The sequence below is a fragment of the Shigella sp. FC1544 genome (assembly GCF_001722145.1).
Taxonomy (GTDB): Bacteria; Pseudomonadota; Gammaproteobacteria; order Enterobacterales; family Enterobacteriaceae; genus Escherichia; species Escherichia coli.
This window is the reverse complement of the sequence record NZ_MECT01000333.1, coordinates 1-18798: the sequence shown is the minus strand read 5'-3', so window position 1 is coordinate 18798 and position 18798 is coordinate 1. Positions and strand designations below refer to the sequence as shown.

Annotated in this window: 13 protein-coding genes and 1 tRNA gene; 7 read left to right on the top strand and 7 right to left on the bottom strand. The window is 51.9% G+C overall.

Annotated features, from left to right (window positions below; all coding sequences use genetic code 11):
* Positions 1-157: 157 nt before the first annotated feature.
* From BGK49_RS15585 to trxB, 6 genes are all read right to left on the bottom strand, one after another.
* A tRNA-Ser gene (locus tag BGK49_RS15585) sits at positions 158-245 on the bottom strand.
* Positions 246-498: 253 nt separating this feature from the next.
* Positions 499-717: a translation initiation factor IF-1 gene (gene infA / locus BGK49_RS15580; RefSeq protein ID WP_001040187.1), complete on the bottom strand. Its 219-nt coding sequence runs from the start codon at positions 715-717 to the stop codon at positions 499-501.
* A gap of 284 nt (positions 718-1001) precedes the next feature.
* Positions 1002-1706, bottom strand: a complete 705-nt coding sequence (gene aat, locus BGK49_RS15575) for a leucyl/phenylalanyl-tRNA--protein transferase (RefSeq protein WP_001241678.1) — start codon at positions 1704-1706, stop codon at positions 1002-1004.
* Between the two features lie 41 nt (positions 1707-1747).
* On the bottom strand, positions 1748-3469 hold the full coding sequence (gene cydC / locus BGK49_RS15570; protein ID WP_001202167.1) for a heme ABC transporter ATP-binding protein/permease CydC: 1722 nt from the start codon (positions 3467-3469) through the stop codon (positions 1748-1750).
* Positions 3470-5236, bottom strand: coding sequence for a heme ABC transporter permease/ATP-binding protein CydD (gene cydD, locus BGK49_RS15565; RefSeq protein ID WP_001043614.1), 1767 nt, complete (start codon positions 5234-5236; stop codon positions 3470-3472).
* A 122-nt stretch (positions 5237-5358) separates the two neighbouring features.
* A complete protein-coding gene (gene trxB, locus BGK49_RS15560; RefSeq protein ID WP_000537418.1) occupies positions 5359-6324 on the bottom strand; it encodes a thioredoxin-disulfide reductase in 966 nt (321 codons plus the stop codon).
* Between the two features lie 544 nt (positions 6325-6868).
* Here trxB and lrp point away from each other — a divergent pair.
* From lrp to dmsB, 7 genes are all read left to right on the top strand, one after another.
* Positions 6869-7363 carry a leucine-responsive transcriptional regulator Lrp gene (gene lrp / locus BGK49_RS15555; protein ID WP_000228475.1) on the top strand — a complete coding sequence of 165 codons (495 nt, stop codon included), beginning with the start codon at positions 6869-6871 and terminating at the stop codon, positions 7361-7363.
* Positions 7364-7497: 134 nt separating this feature from the next.
* Positions 7498-11526, top strand: coding sequence for a DNA translocase FtsK (locus BGK49_RS15550; RefSeq protein ID WP_000077089.1), 4029 nt, complete (start codon positions 7498-7500; stop codon positions 11524-11526).
* A 154-nt stretch (positions 11527-11680) separates the two neighbouring features.
* Entirely contained in the window at positions 11681-12292 is a 612-nt protein-coding gene (gene lolA, locus BGK49_RS15545) for an outer membrane lipoprotein chaperone LolA (protein WP_001295343.1), read from the top strand.
* A 10-nt stretch (positions 12293-12302) separates the two neighbouring features.
* Positions 12303-13646 (top strand): replication-associated recombination protein RarA, encoded by a 1344-nt coding sequence (gene rarA, locus BGK49_RS15540; RefSeq protein ID WP_000067768.1) that lies wholly within the window; start codon positions 12303-12305, stop codon positions 13644-13646.
* 90 nt (positions 13647-13736) lie between these two features.
* A complete protein-coding gene (gene serS / locus BGK49_RS15535) occupies positions 13737-15029 on the top strand; it encodes a serine--tRNA ligase (RefSeq protein ID WP_000886683.1) in 1293 nt (430 codons plus the stop codon).
* Positions 15030-15267: 238 nt separating this feature from the next.
* The gene (gene dmsA, locus BGK49_RS15530) at positions 15268-17712 is read left to right on the top strand and encodes a dimethylsulfoxide reductase subunit A (RefSeq protein ID WP_046891701.1); all 2445 of its coding nucleotides are present in this window, start codon (positions 15268-15270) and stop codon (positions 17710-17712) included.
* 10 nt (positions 17713-17722) lie between these two features.
* Positions 17723-18340, top strand: coding sequence for a dimethylsulfoxide reductase iron-sulfur subunit DmsB (gene dmsB / locus BGK49_RS15525; RefSeq protein WP_000213098.1), 618 nt, complete (start codon positions 17723-17725; stop codon positions 18338-18340).
* Positions 18341-18345: 5 nt separating this feature from the next.
* On the opposite strand, the gene BGK49_RS15520 is transcribed toward dmsB, so the two are convergent.
* Positions 18346-18798: IS3 family transposase (locus BGK49_RS15520; RefSeq protein ID WP_000641288.1), on the bottom strand; the 453-nt coding region annotated here is incomplete at its 5' end.

The window sequence follows — 18798 nt, the reverse complement described above, 5'->3', positions numbered from 1 at the left end:
CAACGGGCTAAACGTGTAGTATTTGAGTTCACTGCCGTACAGGCAGCTTAGAAATTCACAGGTAACATACTCCACCCGCCCACCATGTTCACTGCCGTACAGACAGATAAAATGCGAAAAAAAAGCTCGCACTTTCGTACGAGCTCTTCTTTAAAGATGGCGGTGAGGGGGGGATTCGAACCCCCGATACGTTGCCGTATACACACTTTCCAGGCGTGCTCCTTCAGCCACTCGGACACCTCACCAAATTGTTTTGCTACCAAACCTCATGGGTGGCAACGGGGCGCTACTATAGGGAGTTGGAGTAAAACGGTCAAGAAGAATTTTAATGATAATTATTGTTTGCTCATACTGTAAACAAGTTGTGCAGTATATCTACATCGAGACAAGTTACGGACTTATACTTCCAAAGTACTTCATACATATCACAAAATAAAAAGGCCGGTTAAACCGACCTTTTACTCGTTCTTTCTCTTCGCCCATCAGGCGGTAAAACAATCAGCGACTACGGAAGACAATGCGGCCTTTGCTCAGGTCGTACGGGGTCAGTTCAACAGTCACTTTGTCGCCCGTCAGGATGCGGATGTAGTTTTTGCGCATTTTACCGGAGATGTGTGCAGTAACCACGTGACCGTTTTCTAACTCTACGCGGAACATGGTATTAGGCAACGTTTCAAGAACGGTACCTTGCATTTCAATATTGTCTTCTTTGGCCATCTAATCCTCTGGGGTATCACTACCGTAATTTGAACCGGCAAGATAATGCCGAAGTTCTGTAAATAAGTAAAGATTTGCGCGCTAAATCGCAACAAACAGGTTCGGCACATTACTCCGAAAACACACGGCTAAGCCGCACCAAAAGCGCAACGTATAAGGGAGCGGTGAGATAAACGATGGGCGTTACCTGACGCGAAAAATTCCTTATCGGCAGCGGGGTAATGAGCGTAACCAACTCTGCGACCGCAATTATAACACTCTGGGGAGAAATGTGCCGAAAACATTCATTCTTGTGGTGAAAACAAGCATCGTGGTACCCAGAAATTATTCGGCAATCGTCCGAGGCGCATTTGATTGAGATAATTAAGGTAATCCCGGCGGGGAATTTCGCAGGCACCAAGCGATGCTGTGTGATCGTTAAGGACCTGGCAGTCGATAAGCTTACCGCCATGACCGATAAATTCCTCACAGAATACCAGAAGCGCCGTTTTAGACGCATTTTCCATCCGGCTGAACATGGACTCGCCACAAAATAGCGTTCCCTGGGCCACGCCGTACATACCGCCGACAAGCTCATCTTCACGCCAGACTTCAATGGAGTGGGCATGGCCGAGTTCGTGAAGGCGATGGTAGGCTTCGACCACGCCACGCGTGATCCAGGTTCCTTCTTCGCGATCGCTGGCACAGCCTTCAATGACCTGACCAAAAGCGTAATTCATCGTGACACGATAGGGCGAGCGTTTATGAAATCGCTTCATACTACGGCTGATATGCAGTGATTCTGGCCATAGCACCGCGCGGGGATCGGGCGACCACCAGAGGATGGGGTCGCCTGGAGAAAACCACGGAAAAATACCACGCTGGTAAGCCATTAACAGGCGCGCAGGGCTAAGATCGCCCCCAAGTGCCAGCAGGCCGTTAGGCTCACGTAATGCGCCTTCCGGGGAAGGGAAGGCTATTGAATGGCGAGAAAGCTGAACCAGGCGCATGACCGCAAAACTCCACGCAAGTCGGATCGTTCAATAATAGCTTACAAACCCTGCTTGAACTGGTAATAACGCCCCTGTCTGGCAAGCAGCTCTGCGTGAGTACCTTGCTCAATAATTTGCCCGTTGTCCATCACTATTATTTGTTGGAAACGAGAGAGTCCGCGAAGTCGATGGGTGACCATTAACACCGTTTTCTCACGCATCATTTCTGCAAGCAATTCAAGGATCTGGCTTTCGGTTGTGGCATCTAAGCCTTCGGTAGGTTCATCCAGCAACACCAGTGGCGCATCATGTAACAGCGCACGGGCGATAGCCAGACGGCGCAGTTCACCACCGGAGAGCTGGCGTCCGCCTTCACCTAACCAACTGTTGAGACCTGCATCCTCGAGCAGCTTCTCCAGACCAACGCGACGCAAGCTCTCCGCCAGAGCCTCATCACTACTGCCAGGCGAGGCGAGTAACAGATTATCACGCAGCGTGGCGCTAAACAGATGCACTCGCTGAGGAACAACGCTGATGGTCTGTCGTAGAGCCGCTTCATTCAGGCTGGCTATGGGGCTATCGTTAAGCAAAATCTCGCCCTGTTGCGGGTCCCAAGCGCGGGTCAGCAGTTGTAACAGTGTTGATTTGCCGCATCCGGTTCGCCCGAGAATCGCAATATGTTCCCCGGCGTTTACCTGAAGAGAAATCCCTTTAAGTGCCTGTTGGGATTGCTCCGGATAAGTGAACTGAACATCCCGTAATGTCAGCGAAACGCGATCGGCAACACGAGTTTGGGTATCAGGGAAGGTGACTTCCGGTTTTTGATCCGTTAAATCAGTGATCCGAACGGCAGAGGCAATGACTTGCCCCAGATGCTGAAATGCACCCGTTACTGGTGCCAGTGCTTCAAACGCGGCTAACGCGCAGAAGACAAACAGGGCAATTAACGCGCCGGGTTGAGCATTGCCGCCAACGCCGCCAGACGCCATCCACAGCATCAGGATCACCGCTAACGCGCCAATGAGCAGCATTATCGCTTGCGACAATGCGGTCAGTTCAGATTGACGGCGTTGCGCTTCCAGCCATTGAATTTCTGTATTCTCTAGTTGCGTGCGATAACGATCGCTGGCACCAAAAATGGTCAGCTCAGCTTGCCCTTGCAGCCAGGCCGTCAGTTGTTGGCGATACTGTCCGCGAAGATGAGTCAGATTTTGCCCGGTGCTTTTTCCCGCACGATAAAACAGCGGTGGCATCAGGAAAAGCGTCAGTAACATAATGCCGCCCAGCGTAAAGGCGAGGGTGAAATCAAGGAAACTTAACCCGATTGTCACCATCATAATCACCACAAAAGCGCCCACCAGCGGCGAGATAACGCGCAGGTAAAGATGATCGAGCGTATCAACATCCGCCACCACGCGATTGAGCAATTCGCCCTGACGATAGCGCGCCAGTCCGGCAGGGGAGAGGGGCAACAATTTGCTGAAGGTGTAAATGCGCAGATGCTGCAACACGCGGAAAGTCGCGTCGTGACTTACCAGACGTTCAAAATAACGCCCGGCAGTACGGGTGATTGCGGCACCACGCACGCCCGCAGCGGGTAGCATATAGTTGAAGCTGTACAGTCCGGCAACCCCCGCAACCGCTGAGGCCGAGAGGAACCAGCCGGAAAGTGTCAACAGTCCGATACTGGCGAGCAGCGTCACAATTGCCAGCACAATACCAAGACTTAACATCCATTTATGACGTTTATACAGTGCTAGATAGGGTAGCAAAGCGCGCATTTAAATCTCCTCCTGACGATGGGCCAGTAATGTGGCGAATGGGCCACCAGCCACACTTAATTCCGCGTAACGTCCTTGCTCAATAATCCGGCCATCCTGCATAACCCAAATGACATCCCAGTCAGCAAGATCTTCTAACTGGTGGGTGACCATTAACGTTGTCTGGCGCAGAGAGGCGGCATTCAGCGCCTCCATTACGCGCTGTTCACTGTGAGCATCAAGGCTGGCAGCGGGTTCATCCAACAGTAATAGCGAACAGGGATTTAGTAACGCACGGGCCACCGCCACGCGCTGCGCCTGCCCCACGGAAAGGCGGGCAGCCTGGTCGCCAACAGGCGTATCAACGCCTTGTGGCAGGAGCGGTAGAAACTCGCTGACCCAGGCGTTATCCAGCGCTGCTTGTAATTCATGTTCGCTGGCATCAGGTCGCGCCAGTAGTACGTTATCCCGTAATGTTGCTGCCGGTAATTGTGGATTTTGCCCAACCCAGGAGAGATGTTTACGCCATGATTCTGGTGATAAATCGCGTAATTCTATCCCGTTGATTCGTAGCGATCCCTGATATGAGAGAAAACCAGAAAGCGCGTTCAACAGTGAACTTTTACCTGAACCGCTGCGACCAACCAACACGGCACGTTGGCCTGCTGGCAAAGTAAAGTTCAGCGGTCCGGCCAGCGTTTTACCTTCCGGCGACGTGATAAACAGATCCTCGGCCTCAATGGTCACCGGATCGGTCGATGCTAATTCCACCTCGCCACGCTGCGGATGGGCGAGCGGGGTTTCCATAAACGTTTTCAGACTGTCAGCTGCACCAACAGCCTGGGCTTTAGCATGATAAAACGTACCGAGATCGCGTAATGGCTGGAAAAACTCTGGCGCAAGGATCAGGGCCAGAAAACCCGCAGCCAGCGTCACGCCAGTATCGTAGTGACCAAAATCCAGCTCGCCGAGATAGGAAAAACCAAAGTAGACCGCCACCAGAGCAATTGACAGCGAGGTAAAAAATTCGAGAATGCCGGAGGATAAAAATGCCAGCCGTAGCACTTCCATTGTCCGTTGGCGGAAATCTTCCGAAGCAGAACGAATACTTTCAATTTCAGCTTCACCACGACCAAAAATACGCAATGTTTCCATGCCGCGCAGGCGATCGAGGAAATGCCCACTTAAGCGAGCAAGAGCGAGAAAGTTACGTCGGTTAGCATCGGCAGCCCCCATTCCAACCAGCGCCATAAACAACGGAATTAACGGTGCAGTGCCCAGCAGAATGAGCGCCGCAGCCCAGTTTGAGGGGAAGATTGCCACCACAATCAGCAACGGCACCGACACTGCCAGCGCCATTTGCGGCAGGTAGCGTGCATAGTAATCATGCATATCGTCAATTTGCTCGAGTACCAGCGTCGCCCAGCTCCCCGCAGGTTTACCCTGAATCCACGCTGGCCCTGCTTGTTGCAGACGGTCGAGAACCTGCCGGCGGATGGCAAAGCGGATATGCTGCCCGGCGTGATAACCCACCCGTTCGCGTAACCAGACCACCCATGCGCGCAGTACAAAGGTCAGAACCAGTAACGTAAAGGGAAGCAGCAGGGCTTCACGGGGAATATTCTCCATAATCATATGTTGCAGAATTCGCGCCATGAACCAGGCCTGGGCAATGATCAATATGCCGCTCACAAAGCCCAGCAGACGAGAAATATTCAGCCAACGTTGGGAGATGACGCTTTGCTGTTTTAACCAGCGGGTTAACTCTTTTTGACGAGATTTATTCATTGCACGCTTAGCAGGTGAGTTATCAGAATTATTTGCAGAGCAATGTTACAACGGGGAAAAAATAAAGGCGACCCATAGTCGCAAGGTGTCGCCTTCTTTACTTTTGTTACTGATTTGTAAAATTATTTTGCGTCAGCTAAACCATCGAGGTAGCGTTCCGCATCAAGTGCTGCCATGCAGCCTGTACCGGCCGAAGTAATGGCCTGACGATAAATATGATCCATCACGTCACCCGCGGCAAAGACGCCAGGAATGCTGGTCTGGGTGGCATTACCATGAATACCCGACTGTACTTTGATGTAGCCGTTTTCCAGTTCCAGCTGCCCTTCGAAAATGGCAGTATTCGGGCTGTGACCGATAGCAACAAACAGACCGGCAACGTCGAGTGATTCGATGTTATCGCTGTTTTGCGTATCGCGCAGACGAACGCCAGTGACACCCATTTGATCGCCGGTCACTTCTTCCAGCGTCCGGTTGGTGTGCAGAATGATGTTGCCGTTCTCCACTTTATCCATCAGACGCTTAATGAGGATTTTTTCCGCGCGGAAACCGTCACGGCGGTGAATCAGATGTACTTCCGAAGCGATGTTAGACAGATACAACGCCTCTTCAACCGCGGTATTGCCGCCGCCGATGACCGCAACTTTCTGGTTGCGATAGAAGAAACCGTCGCAGGTTGCACAAGCAGAAACCCCACGGCCTTTAAAGGCTTCTTCAGAGGGCAGGCCGAGATAGCGTGCAGAAGCTCCGGTGGCAATAATCAGCGCGTCGCAAGTGTATTCGCCGTTATCGCCATTCAGACGGAACGGACGGTTTTGCAGATCCACCTTGTTGATATGATCAAAAATGATTTCAGTTTCAAATTTGGTGGCATGTTCGTGCATGCGCTCCATTAATAACGGACCGGTCAGATCGTTTGGATCGCCAGGCCAGTTTTCCACTTCTGTGGTGGTGGTCAGTTGGCCGCCTTTTTCCATGCCGGTAATCAGCACAGGTTGCAGGTTGGCGCGCGCCGCATAGACAGCAGCGGTGTATCCCGCCGGGCCTGAACCCAGGATAAGCAGTTTACTGTGTTTGGTCGTGCCCATGAGATCCCCATAGTTGTTGGCAGACAATGGGCAGGATTGTAGGGAATTTACTGACGTAAAAAAAGAGTATGACGATTTTGTTAACAATTTGTGCAATCGGCAGCATCGATAAGCAGGTCAAATTCTCCCGTCATTATCACCTCTGCTACTTAAATTTCCCGCTTTATAAGCTGATTAAATGATGAATAAACGCCCCTGTTAATGAATATCTGGCATGTTGTACTAAAAATCGATGTTTTGCTTTGACAATCCCCTAGTGTTTTGCGAAAACATTCGAGGAAGAAAAAAAACAGTATTCTTATATGCGCATAACCATGCATGTAAATACCATGTTTACCGTGCTAGTGAAATCTACGTATGGCGTGGACAGACGCCATTCGTGATGTCGATAGCTGCCACAAGGCAACGGTCTTCTCACCGTAGACCCAGGCATTGCGCGCCGTGAATCTTCATGATTTCGGTCTATCGTGACGGGTAGCGACTCTGAGCAGTGATGTTTCAGGGTCAGACAGGAGTAGGGAAGGAATACAGAGAGACAATAATAATGGTAGATAGCAAGAAGCGCCCTGGCAAAGATCTCGACCGTATCGATCGTAACATTCTTAATGAGTTGCAAAAGGATGGGCGTATTTCTAACGTCGAGCTTTCTAAACGTGTGGGACTTTCCCCAACGCCGTGCCTTGAGCGTGTGCGTCGGCTGGAAAGACAAGGGTTTATTCAGGGCTATACGGCGCTGCTTAACCCCCATTATCTGGATGCATCACTTCTGGTATTCGTTGAGATTACTCTGAATCGTGGCGCACCGGATGTGTTTGAACAATTCAATACCGCTGTACAAAAACTTGAAGAAATTCAGGAGTGTCATTTAGTATCTGGTGATTTCGACTACCTGTTGAAAACACGCGTGTCGGATATGTCAGCTTACCGTAAGTTGCTGGGGGAAACCCTGCTGCGTCTGCCTGGCGTCAATGACACACGGACATACGTTGTTATGGAAGAAGTCAAGCAGAGTAATCGTCTGGTTATTAAGACGCGCTAACACGGAACAGGTGCAAAATCGGCGTATTTTGATTACACTCCTGTTAATCCATACAGCAACAGTACTGGGGTAACCTGGTACTGTTGTCCGTTTTAGCATCGGGCAGGAAAAGCCTGTAACCTGGAGAGCCTTTCTTGAGCCAGGAATACACTGAAGACAAAGAAGTCACATTGACAAAGTTAAGTAGCGGCCGTCGCCTTCTGGAAGCGTTGCTGATCCTTATTGTCCTGTTTGCCGTCTGGTTGATGGCTGCCTTACTAAGCTTTAACCCTTCGGACCCCAGCTGGTCGCAAACGGCCTGGCATGAACCTATCCATAATTTAGGTGGGATGCCCGGTGCGTGGCTGGCAGATACGCTGTTCTTTATTTTTGGCGTGATGGCTTACACCATTCCCGTCATTATTGTCGGCGGTTGTTGGTTTGCCTGGCGTCATCAGTCCAGTGACGAATACATTGATTATTTTGCCGTTTCGTTACGCATCATTGGCGTTTTGGCGCTCATCCTTACCTCCTGTGGTCTGGCGGCAATCAACGCTGACGATATCTGGTATTTTGCCTCCGGTGGCGTCATTGGCAGCTTACTAAGCACTACGTTACAACCACTGCTACACAGTAGCGGGGGAACTATTGCGCTGCTCTGCGTTTGGGCTGCGGGCCTGACGCTGTTCACCGGTTGGTCATGGGTGACCATTGCTGAAAAACTCGGCGGCTGGATTTTAAACATTCTCACCTTCGCCAGTAATCGTACCCGTCGCGATGATACCTGGGTCGATGAAGATGAATATGAAGATGACGAAGAGTATGAAGATGAAAACCACGGCAAACAGCATGAATCACGCCGTGCCCGTATTCTTCGCGGCGCGCTAGCGCGTCGTAAACGGTTGGCGGAAAAATTCATTAATCCGATGGGGCGGCAAACAGACGCAGCGTTGTTCTCCGGTAAGCGGATGGATGATGAAGAAGAGATTATCTACACTGCACGCGGTGTGGCTGCCGACCCGGACGACGTCCTATTTTCGGGCAATCGTGCAACGCAGCCAGAATATGACGAATACGATCCATTATTAAACGGTGCGCCAATTACCGAACCTGTTGCTGTAGCAGCTGCTGCTACCACGGCGACACAAAGCTGGGCTGCGCCGGTTGAACCTGTGACCCAGACGCCGCCTGTTACTTCTGTTGATGTTCCACCTTCGCAACCTACAGTAGCCTGGCAGCCTGTACCGGGTCCACAAACGGGAGAGCCGGTTATTGCTCCTGCACCGGAAGGTTACCCACAGCAGCCACAATATGCGCAGCCTGCAGTGCAATATAATGAGCCGCTGCAACAACCTGTACAGCCACAGCAGCCGTATTATGCGCCTGCAGCTGAACAACCTGTGCAACAACCTTACTACGCTCCTGCGGCGGAACAACCTGTTCAGCAACCGTATTACGCAACTGCGCCGGAACAGCCTGCGCAACAGCCGTATTATGCCCCTGCGCCAGAACAACCGGTGGCAGGTAACGCCTGGCAAGCCGAAGAGCAGCAATCCACTTTTGCTCCACAGTCTACATACCAGACTGAGCAAACTTATCAGCAGCCAGCCGCTCAGGAGCCGTTGTACCAACAGCCGCAACCCGTTGAACAGCAGCCTGTTGTGGAGCCTGAACCCGTTGTAGAAGAGACAAAACCCGCGCGTCCGCCGCTTTACTATTTTGAAGAAGTGGAAGAGAAGCGAGCCCGTGAACGTGAACAACTTGCGGCCTGGTATCAACCGATTCCAGAACCGGTTAAAGAACCAGAACCGATCAAATCTTCGTTGAAAGCGCCTTCTGTTGCAGCAGTACCTCCAGTAGAAGCCGCTGCCGCTGTTTCTCCGCTGGCATCTGGCGTGAAAAAAGCGACACTGGCGACGGGGGCTGCCGCAACCGTTGCCGCGCCAGTCTTCAGTCTGGCAAATAGCGGTGGACCGCGTCCGCAAGTCAAAGAGGGAATTGGCCCGCAGTTGCCACGACCGAAACGTATCCGCGTGCCAACTCGTCGTGAACTGGCGTCTTACGGTATTAAGCTGCCCTCACAGCGTGCGGCGGAAGAGAAAGCCCGTGAAGCCCGGCGCAATCAGTATGATTCTGGCGATCAGTATAACGATGATGAAATCGATGCGATGCAGCAGGATGAACTGGCACGTCAGTTCGCCCAGGCACAGCAGCAACGCTATGGCGAACAGTATCAACATGATGTGCCCGTAAACGCAGAAGATGCAGATGCTGCGGCAGAGGCTGAACTGGCTCGTCAGTTTGCGCAAACTCAACAACAACGTTATTCCGGCGAACAACCGGCTGGGGCGAATCCGTTCTCGCTGGATGATTTTGAATTTTCGCCAATGAAAGCGTTGCTGGATGATGGTCCACACGAACCGTTGTTTACGCCAATTGTTGAACCTGTACAGCAGCCGCAACAACTGGTTGCACCGCAGCAGCAGTATCAGCAGCCACAACAGCCGGTTGCGCCACAGCAGCAATATCAGCAGCCGCAACAGCCGGTTGCGCCGCAGCAGCAGTATCAGCAGCCACAACAGCAGGTTGCGCCGCAGCCACAATATCAGCAGCCGCAACAACCGGTTGCACCGCAGCAGCAGGATACCCTGCTTCATCCGCTGTTGATGCGTAATGGCGACAGCCGTCCGTTGCATAAACCGACGACGCCGCTGCCTTCTCTGGATTTGCTGACACCGCCGCCGAGCGAAGTGGAGCCGGTAGATACCTTTGCGCTTGAACAAATGGCTCGCCTGGTGGAAGCGCGTCTGGCTGATTTCCGTATTAAAGCCGATGTCGTCAATTACTCTCCGGGGCCGGTTATCACTCGCTTTGAACTTAACCTGGCTCCTGGCGTAAAAGCGGCGCGCATTTCTAACTTGTCACGGGACCTTGCCCGTTCACTTTCGACGGTGGCGGTGCGTGTCGTTGAAGTTATTCCTGGCAAACCCTATGTAGGTCTGGAGTTACCAAATAAAAAACGACAAACCGTTTATCTGCGCGAAGTTTTGGATAACGCCAAATTCCGCGATAATCCGTCGCCATTAACCGTGGTGCTGGGTAAAGATATCGCCGGTGAGCCGGTGGTTGCCGATCTGGCGAAAATGCCGCACTTGTTGGTTGCGGGGACTACCGGTTCCGGTAAATCTGTCGGTGTGAACGCGATGATCCTGAGCATGCTTTATAAAGCACAGCCAGAAGATGTGCGTTTCATCATGATCGACCCGAAAATGCTGGAGCTTTCGGTTTATGAAGGCATTCCGCATCTGTTAACGGAAGTCGTTACTGATATGAAAGATGCCGCCAACGCGCTGCGCTGGTGTGTTAACGAGATGGAGCGTCGTTATAAACTGATGTCTGCGCTGGGTGTGCGTAATCTGGCGGGTTATAACGAAAAAATTGCTGAAGCCGATCGCATGATGCGTCCGATTCCAGACCCGTACTGGAAGCCGGGTGACAGTATGGATGCCCAGCATCCGGTGCTGAAAAAAGAACCATACATTGTGGTGTTGGTTGACGAATTTGCCGACCTGATGATGACGGTAGGTAAAAAAGTGGAAGAGCTGATAGCACGTCTGGCGCAAAAAGCCCGTGCCGCGGGTATCCACCTCGTACTGGCAACTCAGCGTCCATCGGTTGATGTTATTACTGGTCTGATTAAAGCGAATATTCCGACCCGTATCGCCTTTACCGTATCCAGTAAGATTGACTCACGTACCATTCTTGATCAGGCTGGCGCGGAATCACTGCTGGGGATGGGGGATATGCTCTACTCTGGGCCGAACTCCACGTTGCCGGTACGTGTCCATGGTGCTTTTGTTCGCGATCAGGAAGTTCATGCCGTGGTGCAGGACTGGAAAGCGCGTGGTCGCCCACAGTATGTTGATGGCATCACTTCCGACAGTGAAAGCGAAGGTGGCGCGGGCGGTTTCGATGGCGCTGAAGAACTGGATCCGTTGTTCGATCAGGCGGTGCAGTTTGTCACTGAAAAACGCAAAGCGTCAATTTCTGGCGTACAGCGTCAGTTCCGCATTGGTTATAACCGTGCAGCGCGTATTATCGAACAGATGGAAGCGCAGGGGATTGTCAGCGAACAGGGGCACAACGGTAATCGTGAAGTGCTGGCCCCACCGCCGTTTGACTAATTAATGCATTGCCGGATAAGGCGCGGTAGCGTCGCATCCGGCACTCTATCAACTGAAAATTCAGTATTTTCTTTTTTCCTCAAGCTGATTATTAGCCTGGAATAGAGAGTAGAGGGAACTCCCGATCGGGAGTGACGTAATTTGAGGAATAATGATGAAAAAAATTGCCATCACCTGTGCATTACTCTCAAGCTTAGTAGCAAGCAGCGTTTGGGCTGATGCCGCAAGCGATCTGAAAAGCCGCCTGGATAAAGTCAGCAGCTTCCACGCCAGCTTCACACAAAAAGTGACTGACGGTAGCGGCGCGGCGGTGCAGGAAGGTCAGGGCGATCTGTGGGTGAAACGTCCAAACTTATTCAACTGGCATATGACACAACCTGATGAAAGCATTCTGGTTTCTGACGGTAAAACACTGTGGTTCTATAACCCGTTCGTTGAGCAAGCTACGGCAACTTGGCTGAAAGATGCCACCGGTAATACGCCGTTTATGCTGATTGCCCGCAACCAGTCCAGCGACTGGCAGCAGTACAATATCAAACAGAATGGCGATGACTTTGTCCTGACGCCGAAAGCCAGCAATGGCAATCTGAAGCAGTTCACCATTAACGTGGGACGTGATGGCACAATCCATCAGTTTAGCGCGGTGGAGCAGGACGATCAGCGCAGCAGTTATCAACTGAAATCCCAGCAAAATGGGGCTGTGGATGCAGCGAAATTTACCTTCACCCCGCCGCAAGGCGTCACGGTAGATGATCAACGTAAGTAGAGGCACCTGAGTGAGCAATCTGTCGCTCGATTTTTCGGATAATACTTTTCAACCTCTGGCCGCGCGTATGCGGCCAGAAAATTTAGCACAGTATATCGGCCAGCAACATTTGCTGGCTGCGGGGAAGCCGTTGCCGCGCGCTATCGAAGCCGGGCATCTGCATTCTATGATCCTCTGGGGGCCACCGGGTACCGGCAAAACAACTCTCGCTGAAGTGATTGCCCGCTATGCGAACGCTGATGTGGAACGTATTTCTGCCGTCACCTCTGGCGTGAAAGAGATTCGCGAGGCGATCGAGCGCGCCCGGCAAAACCGCAATGCAGGTCGCCGCACTATTCTTTTTGTTGACGAAGTTCACCGTTTCAACAAAAGCCAGCAGGATGCATTTCTGCCACATATTGAAGACGGCACCATCACTTTTATTGGCGCAACCACTGAAAACCCGTCGTTTGAGCTTAATTCGGCACTGCTTTCCCGTGCCCGTGTCTATCTGTTGAAATCCCTGAGTACAGAGGATATTGAGCAAGTACTAACTCAGGCGATGGAAGACAAAACCCGTGGCTATGGTGGTCAGGATATTGTTCTGCCAGATGAAACACGACGCGCCATTTCTGAACTGGTGAATGGCGACGCGCGCCGGGCGTTAAATACGCTGGAAATGATGGCGGATATGGCCGAAGTCGATGATAGCGGTAAGCGGGTCCTGAAGCCTGAATTACTGACCGAAATCGCAGGTGAACGTAGTGCCCGCTTTGATAACAAAGGTGATCGCTTTTACGATCTCATTTCCGCACTGCATAAATCGGTACGTGGTAGCGCACCCGATGCGGCGCTGTACTGGTATGCGCGAATTATTACTGCCGGTGGCGATCCGTTATATGTTGCGCGTCGCTGTCTGGCGATTGCGTCTGAAGATGTGGGTAATGCTGATCCACGAGCGATGCAGGTGGCAATTGCAGCCTGGGATTGCTTTACTCGCGTTGGCCCGGCGGAAGGTGAACGCGCCATTGCTCAGGCGATTGTTTACCTGGCCTGCGCGCCAAAAAGCAACGCTGTCTACACTGCGTTTAAAGCTGCGCTGGCGGATGCTCGCGAACGTCCGGATTATGACGTGCCGGTTCATTTGCGTAATGCGCCGACGAAATTAATGAAGGAAATGGGCTACGGGCAGGAATATCGTTACGCTCATGATGAAGCAAACGCTTATGCTGCCGGTGAGGTTTACTTCCCGCGGGAAATAGCACAAACACGCTATTATTTCCCGACAAACAGGGGCCTTGAAGGCAAGATTGGCGAAAAGCTCGCCTGGCTGGCTGAACAGGATCAAAATAGCCCCATAAAACGCTACCGTTAATGTTATCGTTGCGGTAATGTTGTTACTGTATCCCTGTGGTCGCAGGCTGTGGCCACATCTCCCATTTAATTCGATAAGCACAGGATAAGCATGCTCGATCCCAATCTGCTGCGTAATGAGCCAGACGCAGTCGCTGAAAAACTGGCACGCCGGGGCTTTAAGCTGGATGTAGATAAGCTGGGCGCTCTCGAAGAGCGTCGTAAAGTATTGCAGGTCAAAACGGAAAACCTGCAAGCGGAGCGTAACTCCCGATCGAAATCCATTGGCCAGGCGAAAGCGCGCGGGGAAGATATCGAGCCTTTACGTCTGGAAGTGAACAAACTGGGCGAAGAGCTGGATGCAGCAAAAGCCGAGCTGGATGCTTTACAGGCTGAAATTCGCGATATCGCGCTGACCATCCCTAACCTGCCTGCAGATGAAGTGCCGGTAGGTAAAGACGAAAATGACAACGTTGAAGTCAGCCGCTGGGGTACCCCGCGTGAGTTTGACTTTGAAGTTCGTGACCACGTGACGCTGGGTGAAATGCACTCTGGCCTCGACTTTGCAGCTGCAGTTAAGCTGACTGGTTCCCGCTTTGTGGTAATGAAAGGGCAGATTGCTCGCATGCACCGCGCACTGTCGCAGTTTATGCTGGATCTGCATACCGAACAGCATGGCTACAGTGAGAACTATGTTCCGTACCTGGTTAACCAGGACACGCTGTACGGTACGGGTCAGCTGCCGAAATTTGCTGGCGATCTGTTCCATACTCGTCCGCTGGAAGAAGAAGCAGACACCAGTAACTATGCGCTGATCCCAACGGCAGAAGTTCCGCTGACTAACCTGGTGCGCGGTGAAATCATCGATGAAGATGATCTGCCAATTAAGATGACCGCCCACACCCCATGCTTCCGTTCTGAAGCCGGTTCATATGGTCGTGACACCCGTGGTCTGATCCGTATGCACCAGTTCGACAAAGTTGAAATGGTGCAGATCGTGCGCCCGGAAGACTCAATGGCGGCGCTGGAAGAGATGACTGGTCATGCAGAAAAAGTCCTGCAGCTGCTGGGCCTGCCGTACCGTAAAATCATCCTTTGTACCGGCGACATGGGCTTTGGCGCTTGCAAAACCTATGACCTGGAAGTATGGATCCCGGCACAGAACACCTACCGTGAGATCTCTTCCTGCTCCAACGTTTGGGATTTCCAGGCACGTCGTATGCAGGCACGTTGCCGCAGCAAGTCGGACAAGAAAACCCGTCTGGTTCATACCCTGAACGGTTCTGGTCTGGCTGTTGGTCGTACGCTGGTTGCAGTAATGGAAAACTATCAGCAGGCTGATGGTCGTATTGAAGTACCAGAAGTTCTGCGTCCGTATATGAACGGACTGGAATATATTGGCTAATACCCAATTTTTCTGAATCTAAAAAGCGCCTGCGGGCGCTTTTTTTGTCTCCCTTTGATACCGAACAATAATTACTCCTCACTTACACGTAATACTACTTTCGAGTGAAAATCTACCTATCTCTTTGATTTTCAAATTATTCTATGTATACAAGCCTATATAGCGAGCTGCTATAGAAATAATTACACAATACGGTTTGTTACTGGAATCAATCGTGAGCAAGCTTGAGTGAGCCATTATGAAAACGAAAATCCCTGATGCGGTATTGGCTGCTGAGGTGAGTCGCCGTGGTTTGGTAAAAACGACAGCGATCGGCGGCCTGGCAATGGCCAGCAGCGCATTAACATTACCTTTTAGTCGGATTGCGCACGCTGTCGATAGCGCCATTCCAACAAAATCAGACGAAAAGGTTATCTGGAGCGCCTGTACAGTTAACTGTGGTAGTCGCTGCCCGCTACGTATGCACGTCGTGGACGGTGAAATCAAATATGTCGAAACGGACAATACCGGCGATGACAATTACGACGGCCTGCACCAGGTTCGCGCCTGCCTGCGTGGGCGTTCCATGCGTCGCCGTGTCTACAATCCGGACCGCCTGAAATATCCGATGAAACGAGTCGGGGCGCGCGGTGAAGGCAAATTCGAGCGCATTAGCTGGGAAGAAGCCTACGACATCATCGCGACCAATATGCAGCGCCTGATCAAAGAGTACGGCAACGAGTCTATCTATCTGAACTATGGCACCGGTACGCTGGGCGGCACCATGACCCGCTCCTGGCCGCCGGGAAATACCCTGGTCGCGCGGCTGATGAACTGCTGCGGCGGCTATCTGAACCATTACGGCGACTACTCCTCCGCGCAAATTGCGGAAGGTTTGAACTATACCTACGGCGGCTGGGCAGATGGCAACAGCCCGTCGGATATCGAAAACAGTAAGCTGGTAGTGCTGTTTGGTAATAACCCTGGCGAAACGCGAATGAGTGGCAGTGGGGTGACTTACTATCTTGAACAGGCACGCCAGAAATCTAATGCCCGCATGATCATCATCGATCCGCGCTATACCGACACCGGTGCCGGGCGCGAAGATGAGTGGATCCCTATTCGTCCGGGAACAGATGCCGCACTGGTTAACGGTCTGGCGTACGTCATGATCACTGAAAACCTGGTGGATCAGGCATTCCTCGATAAATATTGCGTTGGCTACGATGAGAAAACCCTGCCAGCCAGTGCGCCGAAAAATGGCCACTATAAAGCTTATATTCTGGGTGAAGGGCCAGATGGCGTGGCTAAAACACCGGAATGGGCCTCACAAATCACCGGTGTTCCGGCAGACAAAATCATCAAACTGGCTCGTGAAATCGGCAGTACCAAACCGGCGTTTATCAGCCAGGGATGGGGCCCGCAGCGTCACGCTAACGGTGAAATCGCAACCCGTGCTATCTCGATGCTGGCGATTCTGACCGGTAACGTTGGTATTAACGGAGGCAACAGCGGCGCGCGTGAAGGTTCATACAGCTTACCGTTTGTCCGTATGCCGACCTTGGAAAACCCGATCCAGACCAGCATTTCGATGTTTATGTGGACCGATGCCATTGAACGTGGCCCGGAAATGACGGCGCTGCGTGATGGTGTACGCGGGAAAGATAAGCTGGATGTGCCGATCAAAATGATCTGGAACTATGCCGGTAACTGCCTGATTAACCAGCATTCTGAAATCAACCGTACCCATGAAATCCTTCAGGATGATAAGAAGTGCGAGCTGATTGTGGTTATCGACTGCCACATGACCTCATCGGCGAAATATGCTGACATCCTGCTGCCTGACTGCACCGCTTCCGAACAGATGGACTTTGCGCTGGATGCATCCTGCGGGAATATGTCTTACGTGATTTTCAACGATCAGGTGATTAAACCGCGCTTTGAATGTAAGACCATCTATGAAATGACCAGCGAACTGGCAAAACGTCTTGGCGTTGAGCAACAGTTTACTGAAGGCCGTACACAGGAAGAGTGGATGCGGCATCTGTATGCCCAGTCGCGGGAAGCGATTCCTGAACTGCCAACGTTTGAAGAGTTCCGCAAGCAGGGGATCTTTAAAAAGCGCGACCCACAAGGGCACCACGTTGCTTATAAAGCTTTCCGTGAAGATCCTCAGGCAAATCCACTGACCACGCCATCGGGCAAAATTGAGATTTATTCGCAGGCGCTGGCTGACATTGCCGCTACCTGGGAATTGCCAGAAGGCGATGTGATCGATCCACTGCCGATCTACACGCCAGGCTTTGAAAGTTATCAGGATCCGTTGAACAAACAGTATCCGCTGCAGCTTACGGGTTTCCACTATAAATCTCGCGTTCACTCAACTTACGGCGACGTTGATGTGCTGAAAGCAGCTTGCCGTCAGGAAATGTGGATCAACCCGCTTGATGCGCAAAAACGCGGTATCAACAACGGCGATAAAGTCAGGATCTTTAACGATCGTGGTGAGGTTCATATTGAGGCGAAAGTGACGCCACGAATGATGCCGGGTGTGGTCGCACCGGGTGAAGGTGCCTGGTATGACCCGGATACAAAACGTGTCGATAAGGGCGGTTGTATCAACGTACTGACCACTCAACGTCCGTCTCCTCTCGCTAAGGGGAATCCGTCACATACAAACCTTGTTCAGGTTGAAAAGGTGTAAGGAGTAACCGATGACAACCCAGTATGGATTTTTTATTGATTCCAGCCGTTGCACCGGTTGCAAAACCTGCGAGCTGGCCTGTAAAGACTACAAAGATTTGACGCCAGAAGTCAGCTTCCGCCGCATTTATGAATATGCTGGCGGCGACTGGCAGGAAGATAACGGTGTCTGGCACCAGAACGTGTTTGCCTACTATCTGTCGATTTCATGTAACCACTGCGAAGATCCGGCTTGTACTAAAGTCTGCCCGAGCGGTGCGATGCATAAACGTGAAGATGGTTTTGTTGTGGTCGATGAAGATGTGTGCATTGGCTGCCGCTACTGCCATATGGCTTGCCCGTATGGCGCACCGCAATATAACGAAACGAAAGGCCATATGACCAAATGCGATGGTTGTTATGACCGTGTTGCGGAGGGTAAAAAGCCGATCTGTGTTGAATCTTGTCCGCTGCGGGCGCTGGATTTCGGCCCTATCGACGAGCTGCGTAAAAAACATGGCGATCTGGCGGCCGTTGCGCCGTTGCCGCGAGCTCACTTTACCAAACCGAATATTGTGATCAAACCCAATGCCAATAGCCGCCCGACCGGGGATACCACTGGCTATCTGGCAAACCCGAAGGAGGTGTGAAGTGGTCAACAAAAACTGGCCACCGAGTTAGAGTTTTTCCAGTATCGATTTTCCGATTCGTTTGGGGGTAACCCACCGTTATATTCGTGCGGTCTTAGTGCGCTGTAATATCCAACGATATAGTCCGTTATGGCGTGAGCTGCCTCGCTGAAGCTTACGTAACCCACCACCGGCATCCATTCGTTCTTCAGACTCCTGAAGAAGCGTTCCATTGGGCTGTTATCCCAGCAGTTTCCGCGCCGGCTCATACTCTGTCTGATCTGGTATCGCCACAATAACTGCCGGAACTGCCTGCTCGTATAATGACTGCCCTGATCGCTGTGGAACATCACCCCGCCGGGCTTACCACGGGTTTCCCATGCCATTTCCAGCGCTTTCATGGTGAGCCTGCTGTCCGGCGAGAACGACATGGCCCAGCCCACTGGTTTTCTTGCGAACAGGTCGAGAACAACGGCGAG

Excerpts from the sequence above, each read along its gene's own strand:
- dmsA (WP_046891701.1), top strand. The coding sequence starts at position 15,268 with ATGAAAACGAAAATCCCTGATGCGGTATTGGCTGCTGAGGTGAGTCGC.
- dmsB (WP_000213098.1), top strand. The coding sequence starts at position 17,723 with ATGACAACCCAGTATGGATTTTTTATTGATTCCAGCCGTTGCACCGGT.
- cydD (WP_001043614.1), bottom strand. The coding sequence starts at position 5,236 with ATGAATAAATCTCGTCAAAAAGAGTTAACCCGCTGGTTAAAACAGCAA.
- infA (WP_001040187.1), bottom strand. The coding sequence starts at position 717 with ATGGCCAAAGAAGACAATATTGAAATGCAAGGTACCGTTCTTGAAACG.
- trxB (WP_000537418.1), bottom strand. The coding sequence starts at position 6,324 with ATGGGCACGACCAAACACAGTAAACTGCTTATCCTGGGTTCAGGCCCG.
- serS (WP_000886683.1), top strand. The coding sequence starts at position 13,737 with ATGCTCGATCCCAATCTGCTGCGTAATGAGCCAGACGCAGTCGCTGAA.
- cydC (WP_001202167.1), bottom strand. The coding sequence starts at position 3,469 with ATGCGCGCTTTGCTACCCTATCTAGCACTGTATAAACGTCATAAATGG.
- aat (WP_001241678.1), bottom strand. The coding sequence starts at position 1,706 with ATGCGCCTGGTTCAGCTTTCTCGCCATTCAATAGCCTTCCCTTCCCCG.
- lolA (WP_001295343.1), top strand. The coding sequence starts at position 11,681 with ATGAAAAAAATTGCCATCACCTGTGCATTACTCTCAAGCTTAGTAGCA.
- lrp (WP_000228475.1), top strand. The coding sequence starts at position 6,869 with ATGGTAGATAGCAAGAAGCGCCCTGGCAAAGATCTCGACCGTATCGAT.